Origin of the sequence: Neobacillus niacini (assembly GCF_023715415.1) — a bacterium.
GTDB classification, from domain to species: Bacteria; Bacillota; Bacilli; order Bacillales; family Cytobacillaceae; genus Neobacillus; species Neobacillus niacini_C.
Map to the genome: position 1 here is coordinate 299,437 of NZ_JAMBOB010000007.1, position 22,648 is coordinate 322,084.

The 22,648-nt window shown below is 40.2% G+C and carries 23 protein-coding genes; 21 read left to right on the plus strand and 2 right to left on the minus strand.

All coding sequences use genetic code 11. The annotated features are described in order from the left end of the window. Positions 1-18: 18 nt before the first annotated feature. The 16 genes from fliG to M3189_RS18555 all read left to right on the plus strand — a co-directional run bounded on the left by fliG (position 19) and on the right by M3189_RS18555 (position 14,862). Positions 19-1,026, plus strand: coding sequence for a flagellar motor switch protein FliG (fliG, locus tag M3189_RS18480; protein ID WP_435368105.1), 1,008 nt, complete (start codon positions 19-21; stop codon positions 1,024-1,026). Beyond that, positions 1,019-1,774 (plus strand): FliH/SctL family protein, encoded by a 756-nt coding sequence (locus M3189_RS18485; protein WP_251636324.1) that lies wholly within the window; start codon positions 1,019-1,021, stop codon positions 1,772-1,774. Before fliG ends, M3189_RS18485 begins: the two co-directional genes overlap by 8 nt. Further along, positions 1,767-3,092: a flagellar protein export ATPase FliI gene (gene fliI / locus M3189_RS18490; RefSeq protein ID WP_251636326.1), complete on the plus strand. Its 1,326-nt coding sequence runs from the start codon at positions 1,767-1,769 to the stop codon at positions 3,090-3,092. Before M3189_RS18485 ends, fliI begins: the two co-directional genes overlap by 8 nt. Further along, positions 3,089-3,532: a flagellar export protein FliJ gene (fliJ, locus tag M3189_RS18495; RefSeq protein ID WP_251636328.1), complete on the plus strand. Its 444-nt coding sequence runs from the start codon at positions 3,089-3,091 to the stop codon at positions 3,530-3,532. Before fliI ends, fliJ begins: the two co-directional genes overlap by 4 nt. Before the next feature lie 44 nt (positions 3,533-3,576). Next, on the plus strand, positions 3,577-3,924 hold the full coding sequence (gene fliN / locus M3189_RS18500; RefSeq protein WP_251636330.1) for a flagellar motor switch protein FliN: 348 nt from the start codon (positions 3,577-3,579) through the stop codon (positions 3,922-3,924). Then, a complete protein-coding gene (locus tag M3189_RS27200; protein ID WP_251636332.1) occupies positions 3,921-4,526 on the plus strand; it encodes a flagellar biosynthetic protein FliO in 606 nt (201 codons plus the stop codon). The genes fliN and M3189_RS27200 overlap by 4 nt, the downstream gene beginning before the upstream one ends. A 20-nt stretch (positions 4,527-4,546) precedes the next feature. After that, complete coding sequence (fliP, locus tag M3189_RS18510; RefSeq protein WP_285889742.1) at positions 4,547-5,299, plus strand: flagellar type III secretion system pore protein FliP; 753 nt, start codon at positions 4,547-4,549, stop codon at positions 5,297-5,299. Between the two features lie 14 nt (positions 5,300-5,313). Further along, the gene (gene fliQ / locus M3189_RS18515; protein ID WP_251636334.1) at positions 5,314-5,583 is read left to right on the plus strand and encodes a flagellar biosynthesis protein FliQ; all 270 of its coding nucleotides are present in this window, start codon (positions 5,314-5,316) and stop codon (positions 5,581-5,583) included. Between the two features lie 22 nt (positions 5,584-5,605). Next, positions 5,606-6,361, plus strand: coding sequence for a flagellar biosynthetic protein FliR (gene fliR, locus M3189_RS18520; protein WP_251636336.1), 756 nt, complete (start codon positions 5,606-5,608; stop codon positions 6,359-6,361). Between the two features lie 13 nt (positions 6,362-6,374). Next, positions 6,375-7,430: a flagellar biosynthesis protein FlhB gene (flhB, locus tag M3189_RS18525; protein WP_251636338.1), complete on the plus strand. Its 1,056-nt coding sequence runs from the start codon at positions 6,375-6,377 to the stop codon at positions 7,428-7,430. A gap of 13 nt (positions 7,431-7,443) precedes the next feature. Next, on the plus strand, positions 7,444-9,474 hold the full coding sequence (gene flhA, locus M3189_RS18530; RefSeq protein WP_251636340.1) for a flagellar biosynthesis protein FlhA: 2,031 nt from the start codon (positions 7,444-7,446) through the stop codon (positions 9,472-9,474). Beyond that, positions 9,471-10,637, plus strand: a complete 1,167-nt coding sequence (gene flhF / locus M3189_RS18535; RefSeq protein ID WP_251636342.1) for a flagellar biosynthesis protein FlhF — start codon at positions 9,471-9,473, stop codon at positions 10,635-10,637. Before flhA ends, flhF begins: the two co-directional genes overlap by 4 nt. Further along, complete coding sequence (locus M3189_RS18540; protein ID WP_251636344.1) at positions 10,597-11,466, plus strand: MinD/ParA family protein; 870 nt, start codon at positions 10,597-10,599, stop codon at positions 11,464-11,466. Before flhF ends, M3189_RS18540 begins: the two co-directional genes overlap by 41 nt. A gap of 35 nt (positions 11,467-11,501) precedes the next feature. Beyond that, positions 11,502-12,212, plus strand: a complete 711-nt coding sequence (locus M3189_RS18545; RefSeq protein WP_251636346.1) for a sigma-70 family RNA polymerase sigma factor — start codon at positions 11,502-11,504, stop codon at positions 12,210-12,212. Positions 12,213-12,264: 52 nt separating this feature from the next. Further along, positions 12,265-12,657, plus strand: a complete 393-nt coding sequence (locus M3189_RS18550; RefSeq protein WP_251636348.1) for a hypothetical protein — start codon at positions 12,265-12,267, stop codon at positions 12,655-12,657. Between the two features lie 351 nt (positions 12,658-13,008). Beyond that, on the plus strand, positions 13,009-14,862 hold the full coding sequence (locus M3189_RS18555) for a cell wall-binding repeat-containing protein (protein WP_251636350.1): 1,854 nt from the start codon (positions 13,009-13,011) through the stop codon (positions 14,860-14,862). Between the two features lie 181 nt (positions 14,863-15,043). Here M3189_RS18555 and M3189_RS18560 read toward each other — a convergent pair whose 3' ends face one another. After that, positions 15,044-15,889: an MBL fold metallo-hydrolase gene (locus M3189_RS18560; protein ID WP_251636352.1), complete on the minus strand. Its 846-nt coding sequence runs from the start codon at positions 15,887-15,889 to the stop codon at positions 15,044-15,046. A gap of 263 nt (positions 15,890-16,152) precedes the next feature. Between M3189_RS18560 and deoD the strand changes: the two genes are divergently transcribed. The 4 genes from deoD (at position 16,153) to M3189_RS18580 (ending at position 20,393) form a co-directional block, all read left to right on the plus strand. Next, a complete protein-coding gene (deoD, locus tag M3189_RS18565; RefSeq protein WP_251636354.1) occupies positions 16,153-16,869 on the plus strand; it encodes a purine-nucleoside phosphorylase in 717 nt (238 codons plus the stop codon). Positions 16,870-16,996: 127 nt separating this feature from the next. Then, positions 16,997-18,406 carry an MFS transporter gene (locus tag M3189_RS18570; protein WP_251636362.1) on the plus strand — a complete coding sequence of 470 codons (1,410 nt, stop codon included), beginning with the start codon at positions 16,997-16,999 and terminating at the stop codon, positions 18,404-18,406. Continuing rightward, the gene (gene deoB, locus M3189_RS18575; protein ID WP_285889728.1) at positions 18,403-19,581 is read left to right on the plus strand and encodes a phosphopentomutase; all 1,179 of its coding nucleotides are present in this window, start codon (positions 18,403-18,405) and stop codon (positions 19,579-19,581) included. The genes M3189_RS18570 and deoB overlap by 4 nt, the downstream gene beginning before the upstream one ends. Before the next feature lie 77 nt (positions 19,582-19,658). Then, complete coding sequence (locus M3189_RS18580) at positions 19,659-20,393, plus strand: GntR family transcriptional regulator (protein WP_251636364.1); 735 nt, start codon at positions 19,659-19,661, stop codon at positions 20,391-20,393. A 112-nt stretch (positions 20,394-20,505) separates the two neighbouring features. On the opposite strand, the gene M3189_RS18585 is transcribed toward M3189_RS18580, so the two are convergent. Further along, positions 20,506-21,294, minus strand: coding sequence for a histidinol-phosphatase HisJ family protein (locus M3189_RS18585; protein WP_251636366.1), 789 nt, complete (start codon positions 21,292-21,294; stop codon positions 20,506-20,508). A 366-nt stretch (positions 21,295-21,660) separates the two neighbouring features. On the opposite strand from M3189_RS18585, the gene M3189_RS18590 reads away from it, so the two are divergent. Further along, complete coding sequence (locus tag M3189_RS18590) at positions 21,661-22,605, plus strand: glycoside hydrolase family 16 protein (protein WP_285889729.1); 945 nt, start codon at positions 21,661-21,663, stop codon at positions 22,603-22,605. The last annotated feature ends 43 nt before the right edge of the window (positions 22,606-22,648 follow it).

The following is a 22,648-nucleotide window of genomic DNA, read 5'->3' on the forward strand; positions in this document are numbered from 1 at the left end:
GGAAGTGAGAGTGATATGATGGAGGAATTTACATCGACCCAGAAAGCAGCCATCTTACTGCTTACATTGGGCCCCGAAGCATCTGCTCAAGTGATGAAACATCTAAGTGAGAGTGAAATTGAAAGTATCACGCAAGAAATTACTCAATTACGGAAAGTAACCTCAGATGTCAAAGAAAGAATTGTCATGGAATTTCATGACCTAACCGTAGCTCACCATATTGTGTCTTACGGAGGATTGGATGCAGCCAAGGACTTTTTAGTGCGCTCTTTCGGGGAAGAAAAAGCAAACAGTTATCTTAATCGTTTAGGAAATGAAGACGGTCGTCCGAGTGAACAACCATTTGGATATGTGCAAAGGGCTGAACCGATGCAGATTCTAAACCTGTTGCAAAATGAAAAAGCCCAAACGATTGCGCTTGTTTTATCCTATCTTGATGCGGAAAAAGCAGCAACAATTCTTTCCTCCTTTTCACCTGATCGCCAAATTGATATTGCTAAAAGAATTGCAACGATGGATACGGCAACACCAGAATTTATCGTTCAGGTGGAACAGGTCTTAAATGAAAAACTATCAATGACAAGCGGACACCAACAAGAAGTGCAGAATGGTGTCGATTCCATTGTCAGCATACTAAACAATGCCGACCGTGGAACCGAGAAGAATATTCTTGAAAGAATGGAAGAAGCGGATCCAGAGCTTGCGAATGAAATTAAACAGCGATTGTTTGTCTTTGATGATATCGCGAACCTTGATAACCGTTCGATTCAGCGGATTCTTATGGAGGTATCGAATGCGGATCTTCCACTTGCGTTAAGAATGGCTGGCGAAACCGTTAAAGACGCCATATACCGTAATATCTCAAAACGCCGCTTAGAGGGACTGCAGGAAGAATTATTGTTTGGGGAACCGGTACAAGTAAAAGAAGTTGAAGAAGCGCAGAGCCGTATCGTAAGTATTGTAAGAAAACTAGAACAAGATGGCGTCATTATTATCGCTAGAAGTGGTGAAGTCGTTCGTGTCTAAGTTGTTGAAAGCATATAAAGTTGTATCTACTCATGAACCGAAAGTTTTAGCGCTGCCGAAGTATGACTCAATCATCGAAGAAGATGTGTTACCCAGCATAGAGCCGCCAATTGATTTTGAGGGAATGAGGGTAGAATTAGAGCTAGAGCTGTCACGACAGAGGGAACAAGCACTGAAGGACTTAGCTGTTTGGCGCCAACTGGAAGAGAAACAGTTTCAGAATCAATTAGAGGAAGAAAAAAAGCGCGGCTATCAAGAAGGCTACGAAATGGGGATGGACGAAGGAAGAAATCATGGCCTTCTACAGTATCAAGAACTCACCCAAAAGGCGAAGGGTGTTTTAGAACAAGCATACGATGAAAAAATGGCAGTCATCCAAGAAGCAGAGCCGTTTGTTATTGGCCTAAGCGTGGAAATTGCCGAAAAAATTCTGCAGCAGGAATTAAAGACAAATGAAGAAGCACTGCTTCCGATGATTAAGCAATCACTCACATCGGTTTATGAATCGACTAGTTTAACGCTTAATGTTTCTCCTCTAGATTACCCCTTTGTCCAAAAGCAAAGGGAGCAGTTATTAGCAGTGATGAATGGCAAAATAGAGGTAAAAATTATGCCTGATTATTCCATTCAGCATGGAGGTTGTATTATTCATACCTCTTCCGGCAGTGTTGATGCCCGAATTGATGTTCAATTAAGCGAAATAAAGAAAGCACTTCTTGCTTATCTGCAGGAGGAACACCATGAGTAGATGGAAGCTTCAACCGTATTTAGATGTGCTTGAGACCGTAAATCCAATCAAGATGAATGGTAAGGTTACCCAAGTCATAGGGCTGACAATTGAGTCTCAGGGACCGGATGTGAAATTGGGAGATATTTGCCATGTTTTTTCCGCAGGGCAGCAAAAACCAATTAAAGCAGAAGTAGTTGGTTTTCGGAATCATAAAGTATTGCTTATGCCATTAGGAGAGATACATTCGATTGCCCCAGGCTGTGATGTCGTCTCAACAGGGAAACCTTTAACCGTGAAGGTAGGGATGGATCTCCTCGGTAAAGTATTAGATGGTCTTGGAAACCCAATGGACGGAAGCAGTCTTCCGGTTGGCCTGTTGGATGCAAAGGCAGATAATCTTCCACCAAATCCACTGACACGGCCGAGAATATCAGAACCCTTGAGTGTCGGTGTTCGCTCTATTGACGGTTTATTGACCGTCGGGAAAGGGCAAAGGGTGGGTGTATTCGCCGGAAGTGGTGTTGGAAAGAGTACACTACTTGGGATGATTGCTCGTAACACAGAAGCGGATGTCAATGTCATTGGCCTGATTGGCGAGCGAGGCCGGGAAGTACTTGACTTCATTGAACGCGATTTAGGTGAAGAAGGACTGAAAAAGTCCGTCGTTGTCGTTGCCACCTCCGACCAGCCTGCACTGATTCGAATCAAAGGGGCGATGATGGCTACCGCGATTGCCGAATTTTTTCGAGACCAGGGCTTGAGCGTAAATCTTATGCTTGACTCTGTTACGCGTTTTGCGATGGCTCAACGTGAAATCGGCCTTGCAATTGGTGAACCGCCGGCAACAAAAGGGTATACGCCCTCTGTATTTGCGCTTTTGCCACGGTTATTGGAAAGGGCCGGAACCAATGCCAATGGCAGTATTACTGCCTTTTATACCGTGCTTGTTGATGGTGACGATATGAATGAACCGATTGCTGATACAGTCAGAGGTATTTTAGATGGCCATATTGTTTTAGACCGTAATCTAGCTAGGAAAGGTATTTACCCAGCGATTGATATTTTATCAAGTGTCAGCCGTGTGATGAAGGATATTGTCTCCAGCGATCACATCTTTGCGGCTGAAAAATTAAAACAGCATACAAGTGTGTATCAAAAAGCAGAGGACTTAATCCAGATTGGCGCTTACAAGCGTGGTACAGATCGGGAAATTGATCTGGCCATCGAGGCTAAAGGCTGGATTGATCAGTTTGTGAAACAAAGTACGACAGAGTCCCCTTCTCTAGAGATAACCGTTGAACAGCTACTTACTAAATTCGGAGTGAACACCATATGACCTTTCGATTTCCATATATAAATATTTTAACGCTTAAAGAAAAAGAGAAGGATCAGGCCTATTCAGACTATGGAATGATCTTAAAGAAAAAGTCGGTTCTGCAAGAAGAGCTTGATTTTATTATTCACGAACGAGATGAGCGCATTTCTCGCTGGGAAAGTGAAAATCTCACTTCAGTTATAGAGATTCGACAGAGAAGTCACTTTTTAGAGGGTCTTAATGTAAAAACTTCAAAAATAAAAAAAGAATTATTGAGGGTAGAAGAAGAACTGCAGGCAAAACAAGCAATCTTTTTTGAAAAGAAAAAAGATGAGCGGATGTTGCAGCATTTACGTGATAAATCGTTTGAGCTATATCTTCAGAAAGAGAAAAAAGAAGAACAAGATCTAATGGACGAAATGGCGACGATTCGCCATTATCATCAACAACTCTCCATGTAAAAATGGAGGATTCAATTATCTTACAGTAAAGGGGCAATCAGAACATGAAGGAAAACAAGACCCAATCGTATGGAGCCGTCCAATCTGTTCAGTTTTCTCCGCTTACGGAATCATCAGCGGTTGCACCAGATAAAAAGCATTTGCAATTATTAACGGATGTCTCTCTCCAGCTCTCATTTGAACTCGGGAGAACCTCCAAAACGGTACGGGAAATTCTGCAATGGAAAAAGGGGTCGGTTATTAGCCTCGACAAGCTAGCAGGGGAAAGTGTTGATGTATTAGTCAATAAGATGTCGATTGCTTCAGGTGAGCTCGTCGTTTTGGATGATCAATTTTCAATTCGCATAACTGATATTTTGTCTAAACAGGAAAGAGAGAGGAAAATCAAGTGAAACGGAGATACGCTGTGAGTCCATGGAATAAATGGCTTGTCCTATTAGCTGTGTGTCTGCTCGTTTTTGTTTCTCCTTTGTCACAAGCTCATGCGGCTGAAGATAATGTGTATAATACTTTTCAAAAAAAATCTGATGATCAGCCTGCAGATGGTGATGCTGATTCTCCTTTAACGGCGGCTCCGAAATCCTCCACGGGGCTTTATCTTTTGCAATTTTTCGGTTCCTTTATCCTTATTATAGGGCTCTTGTATTTTGTTTTACGATTTGTTTCCAAGAAAGCGAAGCAGGGCGTCGGAGTCTTTCATGCTCTCGGCGGTCATTCGTTTGGGAACAATCGCTCGATGCAAATGGTGATGGTCGGAGATACCTTATATATTTTGGGTGTCGGTGACGATGTGAACTTAATTCGTGCGATTCCTCCTGGTGACGAACAAACCAGCATTTTGGAAACGGTAGCGGTTAAGCCGCTTGATTTCGCAGGAAAGAGTAAATGGACCACAGGGATCTTCAAACGGAAAACGGCTCAGGAGAAATTTGATGAGCATCTTTTCCAACAGCTAAAGGGTGTCGAAGCCCATCAAAAACACAACGAAGACTAACATGATAGGGGGAGGCAGACCTGAAAAAGGTAATTCTTCTGACGCCATTATTCTTTTTTCTTTTTCATATTTCTGTTTTTGCCGAAACCACCGGCACGATTGTTCCAGGAGTTGAAATTAATTTTGGTGACACTGAGACAGATACTGGAGCGGCAACTTCGATTAAATTACTGCTCCTGCTAACGGTCTTATCGGTTGCTCCTAGTATTCTATTATTAATGACCTCTTTTACGAGAATAGCCATTGTTTTAGCGTTTGTTCGAAATGCGCTTGGCACGCAGCAGATGCCGCCAAACCAAGTCATTATGGGATTGAGTCTTTTGCTTACCTTTTTCATCATGGGGCCAACCTTTCAGGATGTAAATAAACAGGCGCTTCAGCCCTTTCTAGAAGGGGAGATTAGTCAAAGTGAGGCTTTTGATAAGGCGAGCAGCCCAATGAAGGAATTTATGGCGAAGCAAACACGTGAAAGTGATTTAAAGCTTTTCCTAGATTATAGTAACGCAACAAATATCCAATCCATTGATGATATCCCGCTGACAGCCCTTGTTCCAGCCTTTGCAATTAGTGAACTAAAAACGGCGTTCCAAATGGGGTTTTTGATTTTTATACCGTTTGTTGTGATTGACATGATTGTTTCAAGTATATTGATGGCGATGGGCATGATGATGCTTCCGCCTTCGCTCATTTCATTGCCTTTTAAAATATTGCTGTTTATTTTGGTAGACGGCTGGCATTTAGTGGTTCAATCATTATTCGTAAGTTTTAATTAAGGATGTGTTGACTTATGACACCAGAGAGTATTATGGGACTGGCGCAAAACTCTATTTACGTGACGATTCTCATCCTGGCACCGATTTTGGGGATTGCCTTAGTGGTTGGTCTGATTATAAGTATTTTTCAGACGGTAACCCAGATCCAAGAGCAGACATTATCGTTCGCTCCAAAGATTATTGCGGTTTTTGTCGGGATGCTTGTTTTTGGACCATGGATGCTATCGCATATGTTGGATTTTACAAAAAATATTTTTTCCAATCTAACTAGTTTTATAGGATAGTATGATGCCTATCTTCGAGTATTTGCCACAGTTTTTATTAGTATTTGTCCGGTTAACGAGCTTTTTTGTTTCCGCCCCGCTTTGGATGGACCGGCAAGTTCCTGCACCTTATAAATGGGGATTTGCTTTCTTTACTTCTATCCTTGTCTTCGGCGTGATTGAACCTCAGAAAACGCTTGAGCTTGATGGAGACTTTATCTTACTCATTTTGAAAGAAACGATGGTAGGCCTTGCCTTAGGTTTTTTCGCTTCCATTTTGCTGTACGCGGTACAGCTGGCCGGAAGTTTTATTGATTTACAAAGTGGTTTTGCGATGGCAACTATGTTTAATGCCCAAACAGGTGTGCAAGAGCCTATCACAGGCCGCCTATTTTATATTATTACGATGGTCTTTTTCCTGTCGGTCAATGGCCACCATATTCTAATTCACGGAGTACTCGCCAGTTTCGAATGGATTCCCGTCGATTCCTGGTTACCAAGCTTGGTCTCTGAAAACTTTGTAATTCATGCATTAGAAATCTTGAAGACGATGTTTTGGCTTGCGTTTTTAATTGCAGCTCCTATCGTTGGAGCCTTATTTTTAGTAGATGTTGCCTTAGGCATTTTGACCAAAACCGCACCACAAATGAATCTCTTTGTCGTCGGGATTCCCATCAAAATGATTGTTCATTACCTCATTCTATATGCCTTTTTGCCAGGATTTTTCTATGTTCTTGGAAAGCTTGTAAGAACCATGGTTCATTCGTTTGAACAATTATTGAAGATATTAGGATCGTAAAGGATGTATCCTCATGAGTGAAAAAACGGAAAAAGCCACACCGAGAAAAAAGCAGGATGCACGGAAAAAGGGACAAGTAGCGAAAAGTGTCGATTTATCGAATGCGATTGTCCTGCTAGCAGCGTTTTCAGTTCTGCTGATCCTAGGAGGGCAGATCTCGAAACGGTTATATGATCTATTTCAATATGGATTATCTGATTTATTACTTTGGAATGTAACAGAGGAATCAATTCCGCTTTTATTTATAAATTTCCTTAAGGAAGGGGTCATCATTGCGGCGCCCATCATCATTGTTACTTGGCTCGCAGCATTCGCGGCCAATCTAGCGCAGGTTGGGTTTCTTTTCTCTAATGAAACGTTAAAAATGGATTTAAAGAAAATGGATCCCATTGCAGGGACAAAACGAATTTTTTCGCTGAAGTCTGTGGTGGAGCTCATTAAGTCGATTTTAAAAATAGTGGTCATTGGTGGAATTACTGGAATGATTTTGTGGCAGCAACGGGGAGTCTTTTTGCGGCTGTCTGAAATGGAACCGATGAGCATTATCGCTTTTATTTCCTCCCTTTTATTAAAATTGGGCATTACGATTTCGGCCATTTATTTGGTCATTGGGGTTGCGGATCTGTTTTATCAAAGGTTTGAACATGCAAAGCAATTAAGAATGTCTAAACAAGATATTAAAGATGAGTATAAGAAAACGGAAGGTGACCCGTTAATTAAACACAAGATTAAGGAAAAACAACGACAGCAATCGAGGTCACGAATGATGCAGGAGGTTCCGAATGCACAAGTGCTCATCACCAATCCTACCCATTTTGCCGTTGCTATCTCCTATGAACAGGGGAAGATGAGTGTGCCGATGGTCGTGGCCAAGGGGGCCGATTATTTGGCTTTAAAAATGCGGGAAGTTGCGAAGGAACATCGTGTTGTGATTATGGAAAACAAACCACTAGCAAGGGCTTTGTATGCCAGTGTTGAGGTTGGCGAAGAGATTCCAGAAGAGCTTTTTAAAGCCGTAGCGGAAATATTGGCTTACGTATATAGGGTAAAAGGAACATTAAGCAAGTAGCGGGGGTACAACTATGAAACTTAAAAACATGGTCGTTTTAATGAGTGTCATCATGATTGTCATTATGATGGTTATTCCATTACCGACCTATATGCTAGATATATTGCTTATCTTGAATTTATCCATTTCCGTTTTGATTCTTTTAATTACCATGAATACGAAGGAATCGCTTGACTTCTCGATTTTCCCTTCGCTGCTTTTATTGACGACGCTGTTTCGTTTATCTTTAAACGTTTCTAGTACTCGTTCCATTTTATCGAATGCGGAAGCAGGGAAGGTCATTGAGGCCTTTGGGGATTTTGTTATCGGCGGGAATGCTGTTGTCGGATTCATCGTGTTCTTAATCTTAGTCATTATCCAGTTCATTGTCATCACCAAGGGATCCGAACGTGTCGCAGAAGTGGCTGCTCGTTTTACCTTAGATGCGATGCCTGGTAAACAAATGAGTATTGATGCGGATTTAAATACAGGAATGATTAGTGAAAAAGATGCTCGGATGCGGCGCCAAAAGGTCGAGCGAGAAGCTGATTTTTATGGTTCGATGGACGGTGCCAGTAAATTTGTTAAAGGAGACGCGATTGCGGGGATTATCATCCTCATTATCAACGTTTGTGGTGGTTTCATTATTGGAATGACCATGCATGGCATGAGTTTCTCGGAATCGATTAGTACCTTTACCCTTTTATCAGTAGGGGATGGTCTCGTCAGCCAAATTCCAGCGCTGTTAATTTCAACCGCAACCGGTATTATGGTGACGCGAGCGGCATCTGAAGGCGATCTTGGTGATGACCTGTCCGAGCAGATGCTCCGTTATCCGACGTTGTTGTATATTGTGGCAGGATGTATTGCTCTCTTAGGAGTGGTCACCCCTATCGGAATTTTTCTCACATGGGGAATTGCCGGATTATTAGCTTTTGGTGCGTATTCGATGCAGAAAAGCAAGACGAAAATGGAAGAGGCCAAGGAAAATCTTGAATCCGAACAAGAACTGGAAGAGGTACGGAAACCGGAAAATGTATTCAACTTACTGCGTGAGGACCCGATTGAATTTGAATTTGGTATTGGATTGATTAGCTTAGCCGATGTGAATCAAGGCGGAGATTTATTGGATCGAGTCGTTTCGATTCGCCGCCAAATCGCGATGGATTTGGGATTGGTCGTTCCTGTTATCCGGATTCGAGATAATATCCAGCTGCGGCCGAATCAATATAGTATCAAGATTAAAGGAAATGAAGTCGCGAACGGAGAGATTCTCTTGGATCATTTTCTAATGTTAAATCCCGGAAATGAAGAACACGGAATTGATGGGATTGAAACGACGGAACCGACCTTTGGGCTTCCGGCCTTATGGGTCAATGAAGAGATGAAGGACCAAGCCGAATTGTTTGGCTATACCGTCGTCGATCCGTCTTCGGTTATTAGTACGCATCTATCTGAAACCATCCGAAAGTATGCACATGAAATCTTAGGACGAGAAGAAACGAAACAATTAATTGACCATGTAAAGGAAAGCTATCCTTCCTTAATTGAAGAACTCGTACCACAGGCAATGTCGGTAGGGGATATCCAAAAAGTATTGCAAAAGCTGTTAAAAGAGAATGTATCGATTCGCAGTCTTTCTGCCATCTTTGAAGCGTTAGCGGATTATGCTGTGTATACGAAAAACCCAGAAATCCTAACAGAATATGTAAGACAGGCGCTGGCGCGTCAACTTACTTCCCAGCATGCTCAAAATGGAGTGATTCATGCGATTCTCGTGGGAGCCGGGGTTGAAAAGAAATTAGCTGAGTCCATTCAACGGACCGAACAGGGGGATATCCTTACGATTGATCCTGATTCTAGTCAAAAAATTATTCATTCTTTTACTGAAACGATTCAACAAACATCGCAAATGGGAATTCGACCGGTGATTCTATCCTCTGCAGGGATTCGCATGTACGTTCGGCAGCTAACCGATCGTAACTTCACAGATATTCCCATTCTTTCGTACAATGAGCTGGAATCGAATGTGGATGTACAAAATGTGGGAGTGGTGAATTTATGAAAATAAAAACCTATGTGGTGAATACCCTTCCGGAAGCCTATCCGATGATTTTGGAGGATTTAGGAAAAGAGGCAATTATTTTAAAAACAAAGTCCGTTCATGCACCAGGTTTCTTCGGGATGTTACGTAAAAAGAAGCTAGAGGTGGTGGCTGCCTCCGATTTAGCAGAAGGTCCGAACAGGGAGGAGGAAACTCCCACTTTAAAGGAAGAGGTAAAGCCTGTTGAGGATGTTTCAACCAATGTTTTCACCCAGGAAGCATTATTGAAGGAGTTATCTGAAGTAAAAGGCCTTATTCGTTCGATGACCAACGGCGATCAACAGTCGTCCATTATCCTTCAACCATTAGAAAAATGGGTGGAGCGCTTAAAGGATCAAGAAGTAGATGAAGAAGTGATTGATTTTATCTTGAAACAAGTGAGATTAAGAGTAGAAAAGCTCGAGGAACTGGGTGCTGAGGAAATCGAGAAAACGCTTGTCTCCATTTTAGAACAGCTGATAGCAGAAGGAATGGCCAAAGAGGCAGATGATTCTACACCCTATTTGACTACATTAGTCGGTCCGACAGGTGTGGGAAAAACCACCACTTTAGCCAAATTAGCAGCTGCCCGCGTCCTGCATGGGCGTGTGCGCGTCGGATTGTTAACAGCCGATACGTATCGAATCGGTGCAGTGGAACAATTAAAAACGTATGCCAATATCTTGAACATCCCGATTGAGGTTGTTCAAACACCTGAAGATATTCAGCCTTGTATTGACCGGTTGAAGGGATGTCAGATGATCCTGATGGACAGTGCCGGCCGCAATTATTTAGAAGATCAATATATTGAAGATATTAATGGTTATTTAGGATTTGATGCCCCACAAGAGAATTATTTGGTTTTGAGTATGACCACCCGCTGGCGGGATATGAAAAAAATTACAGAGAAGATGAAATCTGTCCCGATTGACAAGCTGATTTTAACCAAATGGGATGAAACGACTTGTTATGGGGCCGCTCTTAATATGCTGTACCATTATCCCTACCCGTTAGCATATCTTTGTATTGGCCAAGGGGTTCCGCAAGACATCATGACACCAGATCCAGCGTTTATGGCGAAAAAGATTTTAGGAGTGGATGAACATGCTGAGAGATCAAGCCTATCTGTTGAGAAAACTATCTAATTCCACCTCCAGCCTTCGGCGTCAATCGCGCGTTGTCACCATTGCCAGCGGGAAGGGAGGGGTTGGAAAGTCAAACTTTGCCTTAAACTTTGCCCTAAGCCTGGTTGCCCTTGGCAAGAAGGTCGTGTTAATTGACCTTGATATCGGAATGGCCAATATTGACATTTTAATGGGGATGGCCCCAAAATCTCATTTAATGGATATGATTCGTCAGAAAAAAAGTATTTGGGATGTGTTGGAGAAAGGTCCGAATCAATTAGAATATTTAGCCGGCGGTTCAGGGTTTAGCCATCTTCATCAATTAGATGAGGAGGAAAGAAATTACTTTTTTCGGGAATTGGAGAAACTTCATGGATACGCGGATATCATTCTGATTGATACGGGTGCGGGACTGACACTTGAATCCCAGCAATGTCACCTTTCTGCGGACGAGGTGATTCTGCTAACAACTCCGGAGCCTACTTCGATTGCCGATGCCTATTCTGTTGTGAAAATATTGCACAGTCAACGACCGTCGTTATCCTTTCAGCTTCTCATCAATCGTGTTTCAAACCCAAAGGTCGGGATGGAGGTTGCAGGTAAATTTAAATCGGCAGTGCAATCGTTTTTAAATAAAGAAATTAAGATATTCGGGGCCATTCCAGATGATGTTTCTGTCACGCAGGCCGTATTAAAACAAGAACCTTTTACCCTTGCTTTTCCTCGTTCCTCTGCAGCTGCAACGATTAAAAGGTTAGCGGAACGATTTGTATCAGGGACGACAGAAACAAATGAACAAGGGGGGATTAAAGGTTTTATTAAGAAATTAACAAGGATTCTTGATAAATGAATTTTTGCTGGATGATAGGTGAGGGGGGTTGTGGTTTGAACGTTTGTAATGAAGAGACACTTGATCAGTATATTCCTTTAGTTCAGATGGTAGTGGGGCAAATGAAAAAAAGATTATCCGATCAAGCAGATGAAAAAGACCTTTTCTCATCTGGGCTGACGGGATTATGGGATGCAAGCAGGAAGTTTGATTCAAACCTTGGTGTCAAATTCGAAACGTATGCTGTTCAAAGAATACGAGGTGCAATCCTTGATGGTTTAAGACAATCGGATCCTGCTTCAAGGACGTTACGGAAAAAGGAAAAAGTCATTAGACAAGCCTTAGATACAGTAGAGCAATCCCTCATGCGCAAGCCGACGCGACAAGAAATAAGCGATTACCTAGGAATGGATGTAAGTGAATATGAGCAGACTCTAGTGCAGATATCCTATATACAGCAAGATTCACTGGACAAACCTGTTGGAGAAATGGATAAGAGTAATTCAAATTATCACCAAATCGAAGATCATTATTTTCAGAAGCAAGATGAATGGCTTGAGGCAAAAGAACGGAAAAAAATCCTAGCTTCTCTGATCGATGAATTACCCGAAAGAGAAAAGCAAATCCTTTCCTTAATATATTTTGAGAATTTGAGCTTAACCGATGTAAGTAAAATCTTTGACGTACACAAATCACGAATCTCTCAAATTCATGCTCGTATTCTTAAAAAGTTACGGACAGCCATCGAGGAACAGGGCATCTTGTAGGGTGCCTGTCACCACTGAATGGTGTCGATTGGTAACCGTGGGGACGGTTCTGATGGCTTTTTTCTCTTTGGAAGTAAAAATAGACAAGTCAGTACCAACTTTAAATGTCTCATTTAATCATTCAGTCATAACTGATCGAAACCATAAATTAGTTCCAATAAAAGCTTTTGTTGCAGCAGATGATAATTTATCTGGTATTTCCACAATTGAGTTGGTATCCATTATAAGTAACCAACTTGATAACGGAAAAGGTGATGGCAATACGACTCAAGATATACAAGGTGCTGAATTTGGAATATCTGATACAGACTTTTTAGTACGTACAGAGAGAAACGGCAGCGGAGATCGCATTTATACGGTTACTTATAAAGCTTCTGATAAGGCAGGCAACTATGTTATTTCTTCTCAAGATATTGTGGTAAAACACGATAATTCAAAAAAATAAATACTCCTAAAAAGGCAGTGATACATATATGTATTGCTGCTTTTTTCATTGATTTAAAAGTTGTACCATGGGTAGGTTTTTAAAAGGTTCATAAATATCCTCAATATGACATTTACAAATTGATTGACTAACATATGCTGGTGTTTTACCAAACGCCGTCATATAGAGAAGAAGGATAACTAGCATTTTGAACCTAAAGAGCTGCATAAGACAGCACCAATAAGACGATTCGTTCACCTTGCCGAATCGTCTTTTGTGTTTAAAAAGCAAAGAAGGTTCCAAATTCTAGAAATACTAGGATAGAAGATGTTAGAATAGTAGATAAGCAAATATTTTTTTTAGGGGGCAGCTATGAGAAAAGTTTTTAGTATAGTAATAGTATTTTTGTTAGTGGCTACATTTTTTCCGCAATCATCCTTTGCGGTTGAAAATTTTGAAAAGGTCTCTTCGCTGTCACTGGCATCGACGTATCCGTGTGCACAACCAGGTGCTAAAGTCACATGTAGTGATATTAATGTCATGTTGACGGAAAGTGCAATTGCTCATGGTATACCTCCGGAAGTTGCGAAGGCAGTGGCTTTTAGAGAATCGAATTGGCAGCAGTGGGAAGATAACGCGCAGACGATCCCTACATTCAATAAGAATAATGATGGCGGGATCGGCATCATGCAAGTGACGGATAAGAGTTCTCGCTATGATGAGGAAAGGTTGAAGAATGATATTCAATATAATATTACTATCGGACTAGACATTCTAAATGAAAAGTGGGACCTAGGCAGACGAGGGGTCATTCCCACAATCAATGATAATTCAAGAGATGTTATCGAAAACTGGTATTTTGCCGTGTTGGCCTACAATGGCGTAGTGGAAAAGAATAGCCCTACGAAGAAACTTGATGGCAGCAGAAATTTAAGTGCCTACCAGGAAGAGGTTTTTACATTTATTGAGGACAATAATGATATAACCTTAAAAACTCTACCATTTAATAGAGAAGAATTTAAATATGATCCTGAGGATGAGGATACAACGCTTATCTTTAACAAACTGCACTATCATGTACCAGGACCGTTAACCAAGTCTAAGCAGTTATTCTCAAAAGGCGATAAAGTGTACACGGTTGCCGGTACTAATTTAAGAACCTCCAAAGATGGAGCTGGTCATAATCCTCTTAGCAGCAGACATGTAGCTGAGATTCTCGATGAAACCGTTTTTTATGACACATCTTTACAATCACCTTTCCGCCATTGGGTTCGATACCATATCCAACTAGCAGATGGAAGAACAGGCTATGTTTCATCTGGTGCATTGGAGCCAATTACATCGAGGGTATCTGGTACTACTCGCTTTGATACCGCTATTGAAATCTCAAAAGAGGGATGGCAGGATGGCGCTGATACAGTTGTTCTTGTTTTCGGCAGGGATTTTCCAGATGCACTAGCAGGTGCACCCCTAGCTTACAAATATAATGCACCGATTCTATTGACGGAAACGGCAAAACTAACACCTGCAACGAAAGCAGAAATAAAAAGACTTGGTGCAAACAGAGTGATTATATTAGGAAGTATAGTAGCGGTAAGCCAAGAAGTTGAAAATGAGTTGGTTTCTATGAATCTCAAAGAAGTGAAGAGAATTGGTGGAAAAACCCGTTTTGAAACGGCCCAATTAATTGCAAAGGAATTAGGTTCTACAAGTGGAAAGGCAATTGTCGCTACGGGCTTTGACTTTCCAGATGCACTTGCAGTCGCACCCTATGCTGCTCGAAACGGAATTCCAATCCTGTTATCAAAGGCCAATGAAATACCAGAGCCTACGAAGCAAGCATTAAAAGGGAAATCAACCATCTATGCAATAGGTGGATCTGGTGCATTGAATGCAGTAGTAATTGAACAACTACCAGGAACTGTGAAACAAATTGCAGGCGGTAGTCGCTATGAAACGGCTGCAGAAATTATTAAGTTTTTTGATTTCGGTGAACAGCAAGCACTAGTTGCAACAGGTGAAAACTATGCGGATGCATTAACGGGTGCTGTACTCGCGGCAAAGAGAAACACCTCGCTATTATTAGTGAAACCAGATAATGTTTATACACCAATTGAAAATATCATTAAACAACGCAGTATCCATAATTTTACCCTTCTCGGGGGTCCGGACGTTGTGGATGTTAACAATGAACTAGCGGAATTAGCAACATATTCACTTCAATAACTAGTATTAAAGCCAAGGAGAAATCCTTGGTTTTTCTTTCTGGTCTTTTGGCATCTTGGGGACGGTTCTGATGACATTTTATGAGATACCTAACCATAAACGAACCATGGATAGTGGGGGCAGACCCCCACTAAAGTAACGTTGTAAAGGAGGACGGTATGCTGGGCACACCGTCCTCCTTTCATTTCTTCCGGTTCCCGTTAACGAAATTTTGAATATACTCGAGTTGTTCTTCGTTCGGGCTTTCCTCTCGCACCTCGGTAAATCTAGCGACAGCCTTATCAAGAGAGACCTCTTTGTCCACGATTTCCCCGATGTTTGTTAGATCATCAAAGAAACTCCACATTTCTTCGCGAGTTTTTGGATTTTGGTGCCCGGTTACATACATATCGACTTCATATTTTTTTATTTTGTCTAATAGGATCACCAGTTCCTCTAGGTCATAGCTCCATTCGCCACTATAAAAGTCCTGATAAATGCAATCTCCTAAAAACATAATTTTTTCATCTGGAATGTAAATAATAGAAGAATCCTGTGCATGGACACCTCCAACATGCTCAACTACACAGGTCACGCCACCCAAATCAATTTCAATTTTATTGGTAAAGGCAAGATCCGGCTCCTTCAAATTCAAATGATCCCGGTTAGGCATTTCCCGTTTTATCATGTCTCGACAAAACTCAATTTCTTCCCCTGTCTCCACTCGTGCATCTAATGAGGCATCATCCCATTGAAGTGTTTTCAAATACTCTAACTTATTCTTCGTCGCCTCATGGCTAATGGTTACGTATCCCATTGTTTCCATCCCAAAAATATGATCCCAATGCCAGTGGGTAAGGACCACAAACTTCACAGGCGTTATATTCATTTTATCTACTAACTCGAGAAAATCCCGTGCATGTGAAGGTGAATTCCCAGAGTCAACGATGACACTAAAATTATCCCCACAAATTAGCCCCAATGCAGGACGATCCGTTTCTGAATAATGCGGCATATAAAACACTTTATTTGTTAGTTGTTTTAACATTTTAATACCTTCTCTCGTGGCTTTTAAAGAATGTCCTCATTATACTATTGAAAATAGGAACATCAAAGTCGCCTGGGTGACAGTTCTAGGAACCATGAGAATCGTCCCTGCGGCACTTCCCGTGGCACACACGCCAGTGGCACATTTTACTAGATTGTATTTTTTGAAAGTGCTTGCGTGAAATAAAAAGATATGCTATTTTTAACTTGTATAAAAAATAGACATGTATAAAAATAATATCTTCTACTAAAGGAGCAAATGAAATGATGGTCAATACAAAAGAAACACCTCATATTAAACCAAATGGAGTAGAAATTGCTGAGACGGTATTGTTACCGGGGGATCCTTTACGAGCAAAGTTTATTGCCGAAACCTTTTTAGAAAATGTTGTGTGCTTTAACGAAGTAAGAGGAATGTTAGGGTATACAGGCACGTACAAAGGTAAGAAAATTTCCGTAATGGGTACTGGAATGGGTGCGCCAAGTATGGGGATCTATTCTTGGGAATTAATCAATGTTTTTGGCGTTAAAAACTTAATCAGAATTGGTACTTGTGGTGCCATGCAGGAAAACATTAATTTATATGATGTAATTTTAGGAATGGGATCCGCAACAGATTCCAACTTTGGCCAACAATTTAATTTACCTGGACAATTTCCATTAACGGCTTCTTTCGAACTTTTAGAAAAAGCGAAAAAAGCAGCGGATGAAAAAGGACAAAAAGTTCACATTGGAAACATCTTATCAAGCGATGTATTCTACAGTGCTGATCCAACTGCTATTAAGAAATGGCAAGATATGGGGATCTTGAGTGTTGAAATGGAATCCGTATCCCTATATTGGAATGCGATTAAAGCTGGGGTAAATGCGTTATGTATTTTAACCGTTAGCGATCATTTAATTACAGGTGAACAGACTTCTACAGAAGAACGTCAAACTGCCTTTACAAAAATGATGGAAATCGCATTAGAATTAGCTTAATTTTATTCAGTAAACATGAAAGACAAGCCTCCTACCCGGCTCGTTGTCGTGAAGGAAGCTTGCTATTATCCATATATTGAAAACGCTCTTAATTAACTTTGTTTCAAATTATACTGGAGGTACTATCATGCATAGTTCAATTGAAAACAAACCGGTTGTTAACCTAAGTAAAACGGTTCCGGTCGTATTACTGTTAATGATTTTTTCACTCGTTATTGATAACTCTTTTAAAATTATTTCTCCAGATTTAGTAAAATATTTTGGCGTATCCGCAAGTACAGTAAGCTGGCAAGTTACGCTTGCAGGATTGGTTATTGGAATCGGCGCTGTTGTTTATTCTTCTTTATCTGACTCGATTAGTGTACGAAATTTACTAGTAGTCGGTATTATTTTGATTTGTGCGGGTTCTTTACTTGGTTATATTGTATCAGATAATTATTGGTTACTCGTTTTTTCAAGAATCATCCAATCTGCTGGTTTAGGGGCAACAGAAACACTTTACTTAATTTTTGTCGCTAAATACGCAAGTGCAGCAGACCAAAAAAAGTATTTGGGCTTCAGTACAAGCAGTTACCAGCTTGCGACCGTTATTGGTATATTAACAGGCGGATTTGTTACTACGTATCTGCAATGGCAAAACTTGTTTTTAATTCCTTTATTAAGCTTACTATTATTGCCATTCATTCTTAAATTATTACCAAAAGAAGAAACAAAGAAAAATCATGTAGACTTTATCGGACTCATTTTAATCGCAACAGTGGCTACTTCTATCATGTTGTATATGTCCTATTTCAATTGGGGACTTTTTATTCTCTTTGTTGCATCTGTTTGTGTGTTCTTATTCTATATTAGTAAAAAGAAAAATGCATTTATTACGATTGAATTCTTTAAGAACAAACAATTTTTAGCTGTATTAATGGTGGCATTTATCATTTATTCTACTTATGCTGCTTATGCGCTAAATACACTTTCGTTCCTGTTAACGACTGTATATGATATCAAATTGGATTCTGTTTCATTGATGTTCATACCTGCGTGTTTGTTAGCCGCAACAGTTGGGGCGTTTTCAGGGAAAATAGGAAAATATCTAAATAGTAAGCAATGTATTTATTTAGCAATGAGTTTAATCACGATTAGCATATTTATGGGTGCTATTTTTGTAGATTCATCTATTATTGTATTTGTTATTTCTCTTATTTTATTCTCATGTAGCTTTGCCTTGTTATATGCGCCATTAATCGATACAAGCATTAAAAATGTTCCAGTTGAAAAGGCAGGGACAGCATTAGGATTCTATAATTTATGCATTAACATTGCGATGTCAGCTGGTTTCACGTATTCAGCGTTTTTAATTGATAAGAAAGATTTACAATTTGGCTTTTTGAGTTTTACAACAGATAATGCAGCAGCATTGAACTACGGTTCCATTATCCTTATTATTGCAGCCATTGCTCTATTTTCAATTGTTTTATTCTGGGCTTTAGTTGGCCGTAAAAAAGACAATAACATTCTAAATCAAGGGAAGCGAGCAGCTTGAAAAAATTCAAACGAATACACTTAATTGTCATGGATTCCGTAGGGATTGGCGAAGGAAAAGATGCGGCTCAATTTAATGATGTCGGATCTCATACGCTCCTGCACATTGCAGAACATATGAATGGATTGAATGCGCCTAACCTAGCAAAATTAGGACTATCAAATATTGTAGAGATCTTGGGTGTACCGAAAGCGGATAAACCGCTTGCTTATTATACAAAATTACAAGAAAAATCAGTGGGAAAAGATACAATGACAGGGCATTGGGAACTCATGGGTTTGAATATAGACAAGCCTTTTAATGTTTACCCAAATGGATTCCCTGATAAATTAGTTAAACAGATTGAAGAAATAACAGGCCGTAAAGTCGTAGCGAATAAACCTGCAAGCGGGACAGCAATCATAGATGAATATGGGGAGCACCAAATGAAAACAGGTGATTTAATCGTCTATACCTCAGCTGACCCTGTTCTGCAAATTGCAGCTCATGAAGAAATTATTCCACTAGAAGAACTATATGATATTTGTGAAAAGGTTCGAGAAATCACGAAAGACCCTGAATATTTAATCGGCCGAATTATCGCGAGGCCATATGTGGGGGAACCTGGGAACTTCACAAGAACCTCCAATCGTCATGACTATGCATTAAAACCATTTGGAAAAACAGTCATGAATAGCCTGCAGGATGGCGGCTTAGACGTGATTGCCATTGGGAAAATTAATGATATTTTTGATGGCGAAGGGGTTACAGAATCCATTCGGACGAAAGACAACATGGATGGAATGGACAAATTGCTCGACGTCATAAAGAAGGATTTCACAGGGATGAGTTTCTTGAATTTAGTCGATTTTGATGCGTTATATGGCCATCGCCGTGACCCAGAGGGCTATGGAAAAGCATTAGAAGCATTTGACCAACGTTTAGCCGAAGTATTGGATTCACTCCAAGAGGATGATTTATTAATCATAACGGCTGACCATGGCAATGATCCAACGTTTGCTGGTACAGACCATACGCGTGAATTTATTCCTGTATTGGTGTATTCGAAACTATTTAAGGACTCTGGCAAATTACCTGAAAATGATACATTTGCTGATATTGGGGCAACAATCGCCGATAATTTCGATGTGAATATGCCGGAATATGGTGATTCATTCTTACCATTCCTAAAATAATATGTTACGATAATGAAAACCCCCAAAAATGTTTTTTGGGGGTTTTGTTAAATATTTCTGAAAAGGAAGCGGACTGAATGAATACAAATAAACTTGCGCAATTGAAAAGACCGCTCTATATAAATGTTTATGACGAGCTCCTTCTCCAAATCAAGATGGGAGTATTTCCCGTAGACACTAGACTTCCATCAGAACCAGATTTAGCAAGCAGACTAGGGATTAGCCGGGCAACTTTACGACAAGCGCTTGCTCTTTTGCAGGATGATGGAATTGTACGTAATATACGCGGAAAAGGAAATTTTGTGGTTAATTCAGTTAGCAAACATGAGGAAGTTCATTTAGAAAAATTAACGAATCCTATGCATAAGTGTCATATTAACACTTTTGACCGAATCGATACACATTATCGAATCGATGAGGATACGGAATATACGAAACAAATTTTAAAGAGAGACTCGTCTAAAGTGGTTGCGTTTGAACGATTGTATCGAAAGGAAAAAGAGTTGGTAGCGTATGCGTTCACGTTTATGTCTATGGAAACAGTAGAAAGTTTATCCTTGGACATAAATAATGAGGAGGAGCTGCTTAATTTTCTAGAAAATCATGTGTATGCGAATGCCAACCATGGTGAAATGGAAATAAAATATACTCATACCGTCAATTTAGCCGATAAGAATGAAGAATTAATCGGCCAAAACGAATGCTTTTTACTATTAGAAAGCCTTTATGATAATGAAGATTCTCCAATCATGCATAATAAATTTTATATCCCCCAGCAGTTTTCAAACATAAAATTGAATATTTACAAATAAGAAAGAAGGAGCCGGGGGGACGGTTCTGGTGGCTTTGGTAATGATCATTGAACTAAAACTAATTATTGGTTTGTGACACAACCCCAAAAACGAGCCATCCCCACGGCACTTTTTATATTTTCACTGCTATCGGCCTTCTTTTCTCAAATTTATAAATATAGTTAAATCCACAATCCTTTGCTAAAGTAAGTGCATCTGTGAGGTTGGCACCAACAGTCTCAACCGTATGGGAGTCTGAACCAATCGTCAAAATTTCTCCGCCTAGCTCTTTATACAATTGGATGATTTCGATGGAGGGTAATGTTTGGCTCAATCCCGATCTAAGTCCAGAAGTATTAATCTCCATTCCTATATTTCTATCAATTGCCTTTTTCAGTATTTGTTCGATTATTTCTTGGTATTGTCGAAAATCATATAGACCATTTTCATTATAGGCATATCGTTTCATTAAATCGAAATGGGCTATCACATTTATATCCGCTGTGGATACCATATGATAGAGTTCAGTAAAATACCGCTCATTTGCGGTTGAATGATCCTCTTTAAGGGCCAGACGAAGCTTCTGGTTGTTGAGGTTATGAACAGAACCTAGGATGAAATCTAGATCTAGAGGTTTTAGTGTTTCAACATATTGTTCTTTTAATAGATGTGGCTCACAAAGTTCAATTCCAGCTTTAACGGTTAGATGGCTTTGAAATTGTTCCTGACAGGAGCGAATATCGCCTAAATAGTTTTCGAACACCATGTGCCCGTAAGTCGGAGCAAGGGGATTAACGGAGAAATGCTCGGTGAAGCAAATTTCATGGATTTGATTCTCGATTGCTTTTTTACATACTTCCGCCATAATCGCTTTCGAATCAAAGGAATGATTAGTGTGATGATGATAATCCATTAGGTACATAGTTTATTCACCTGCGCTTTTTTAAACTACTATAGTGAAAACTATCACAATTGTCTATAATTAAACTACAATTCGTGAGACTGAGACCATGGGGAAGGTTCTGATGCCTTTTTGGTATTAGTAGAAGAGCTAACCAAAAATGACCGTGAGAACCGTCCCCGCGGTCATGTTCATAAATCATTTAAATAAGGTAACTTCCAATTTCATTATTGGTAGTTACCTTTTTTTTGTGACCAAGGGGACGGTTCTTGTGGTCAGAACTAACCAAAAAATGACCATGAGAACTGTCCCCAAGGTCCCGGTCCCATAGTTCTTTTCTAGTCACCAACAACATATACTGGCTTTTAGGTACCTGTATTTAGAGCAATGGGTGCGTTGTGTCAATTAATTTTTGGAGAGAGAAGAGGATTTATGAAAATATTTTATAAATTTCTTTTGGTCCTTATAACCCTTTCTAGTATATTAGGCCTGGTCTATTTTTATTACGTTTCTACTACAAATGAAAACCAAAACTTTGAACCTCCAAATGAGCCGACCGCTCAAAGCCCGATGGAGACCAACCTAACAAGGAATGATGAGGGGGATTGTGTGGAAGAAGATTTTAACAAAGAAACAACTGTTACTCAAGACGGGTGGGTTTTAGTTTGGCAGGATGAATTTGAAGGTAATTGCCTAGATTCCAGCAAGTGGAATCTAGAAGATTGGGCAGCTGAGAAAAATAATGAACTCCAATACTATTCGCCCAATAATGTAAAAGTCGAGGATGGCGTTTTAAAGTTGATCAGTAAAAAGGAACTGTTTAAAGGGAAGGACTACACATCTGGGGCTGTCCATACACAAGGTAAATTTGCCTTTTTGTATGGAAAAGCGGAAATGCGGGCTAAGCTTCCAGCAGGTCAAGGGATGTTTCCGGCCTTTTGGATGATGCCAGATAAGGAAAACACATGGCTTCCCGAAATCGATATCTTGGAAATGCTGGGTCACCAGCCGGATCAGATTTGGATGGTTTCCCATTGGTTAGGTGAGGACGGAAAGTTAAAAAGTGTTTCAGATACCTTTAAAGGTCCGGATTTCTCTAAGGATTTTCATACCTTTAGTATCGAGTGGACCCCGGATTCGATTACGTGGTTGATTGATGATATCGAGAGATTCACAATAAATCGAAACATTCCAAGTGAAAAAATGTATTTATACCTCAATACAGCGGTTGGGGGCAATTGGCCAGGATCTCCAGACCAAACGACGTTTTTTCCTGTCAGTTTTGAAATAGACTATGTAAGGGTTTATAAGGGAAATGGAGAGGGAGGGTAAATTTTTTTGAACAGCTTGTTCGTTTTTTCGAACGGTTGAATGT

Excerpts from the sequence above, each read along its gene's own strand:
- fliG (WP_435368105.1), top strand. The coding sequence starts at position 19 with ATGGAGGAATTTACATCGACCCAGAAAGCAGCCATCTTACTGCTTACA.
- fliI (WP_251636326.1), top strand. The coding sequence starts at position 1,767 with ATGAGTAGATGGAAGCTTCAACCGTATTTAGATGTGCTTGAGACCGTA.
- fliJ (WP_251636328.1), top strand. The coding sequence starts at position 3,089 with ATGACCTTTCGATTTCCATATATAAATATTTTAACGCTTAAAGAAAAA.
- fliN (WP_251636330.1), top strand. The coding sequence starts at position 3,577 with ATGAAGGAAAACAAGACCCAATCGTATGGAGCCGTCCAATCTGTTCAG.
- fliQ (WP_251636334.1), top strand. The coding sequence starts at position 5,314 with ATGACACCAGAGAGTATTATGGGACTGGCGCAAAACTCTATTTACGTG.
- flhB (WP_251636338.1), top strand. The coding sequence starts at position 6,375 with ATGAGTGAAAAAACGGAAAAAGCCACACCGAGAAAAAAGCAGGATGCA.
- flhA (WP_251636340.1), top strand. The coding sequence starts at position 7,444 with ATGAAACTTAAAAACATGGTCGTTTTAATGAGTGTCATCATGATTGTC.
- flhF (WP_251636342.1), top strand. The coding sequence starts at position 9,471 with ATGAAAATAAAAACCTATGTGGTGAATACCCTTCCGGAAGCCTATCCG.
- M3189_RS18540 (WP_251636344.1), top strand. The coding sequence starts at position 10,597 with ATGCTGAGAGATCAAGCCTATCTGTTGAGAAAACTATCTAATTCCACC.
- M3189_RS18550 (WP_251636348.1), top strand. The coding sequence starts at position 12,265 with ATGGCTTTTTTCTCTTTGGAAGTAAAAATAGACAAGTCAGTACCAACT.
- M3189_RS18555 (WP_251636350.1), top strand. The coding sequence starts at position 13,009 with ATGAGAAAAGTTTTTAGTATAGTAATAGTATTTTTGTTAGTGGCTACA.
- M3189_RS18560 (WP_251636352.1), bottom strand. The coding sequence starts at position 15,889 with ATGTTAAAACAACTAACAAATAAAGTGTTTTATATGCCGCATTATTCA.
- deoD (WP_251636354.1), top strand. The coding sequence starts at position 16,153 with ATGATGGTCAATACAAAAGAAACACCTCATATTAAACCAAATGGAGTA.
- M3189_RS18570 (WP_251636362.1), top strand. The coding sequence starts at position 16,997 with ATGCATAGTTCAATTGAAAACAAACCGGTTGTTAACCTAAGTAAAACG.
- M3189_RS18580 (WP_251636364.1), top strand. The coding sequence starts at position 19,659 with ATGAATACAAATAAACTTGCGCAATTGAAAAGACCGCTCTATATAAAT.
- M3189_RS18585 (WP_251636366.1), bottom strand. The coding sequence starts at position 21,294 with ATGTACCTAATGGATTATCATCATCACACTAATCATTCCTTTGATTCG.
- M3189_RS18590 (WP_285889729.1), top strand. The coding sequence starts at position 21,661 with ATGGGTGCGTTGTGTCAATTAATTTTTGGAGAGAGAAGAGGATTTATG.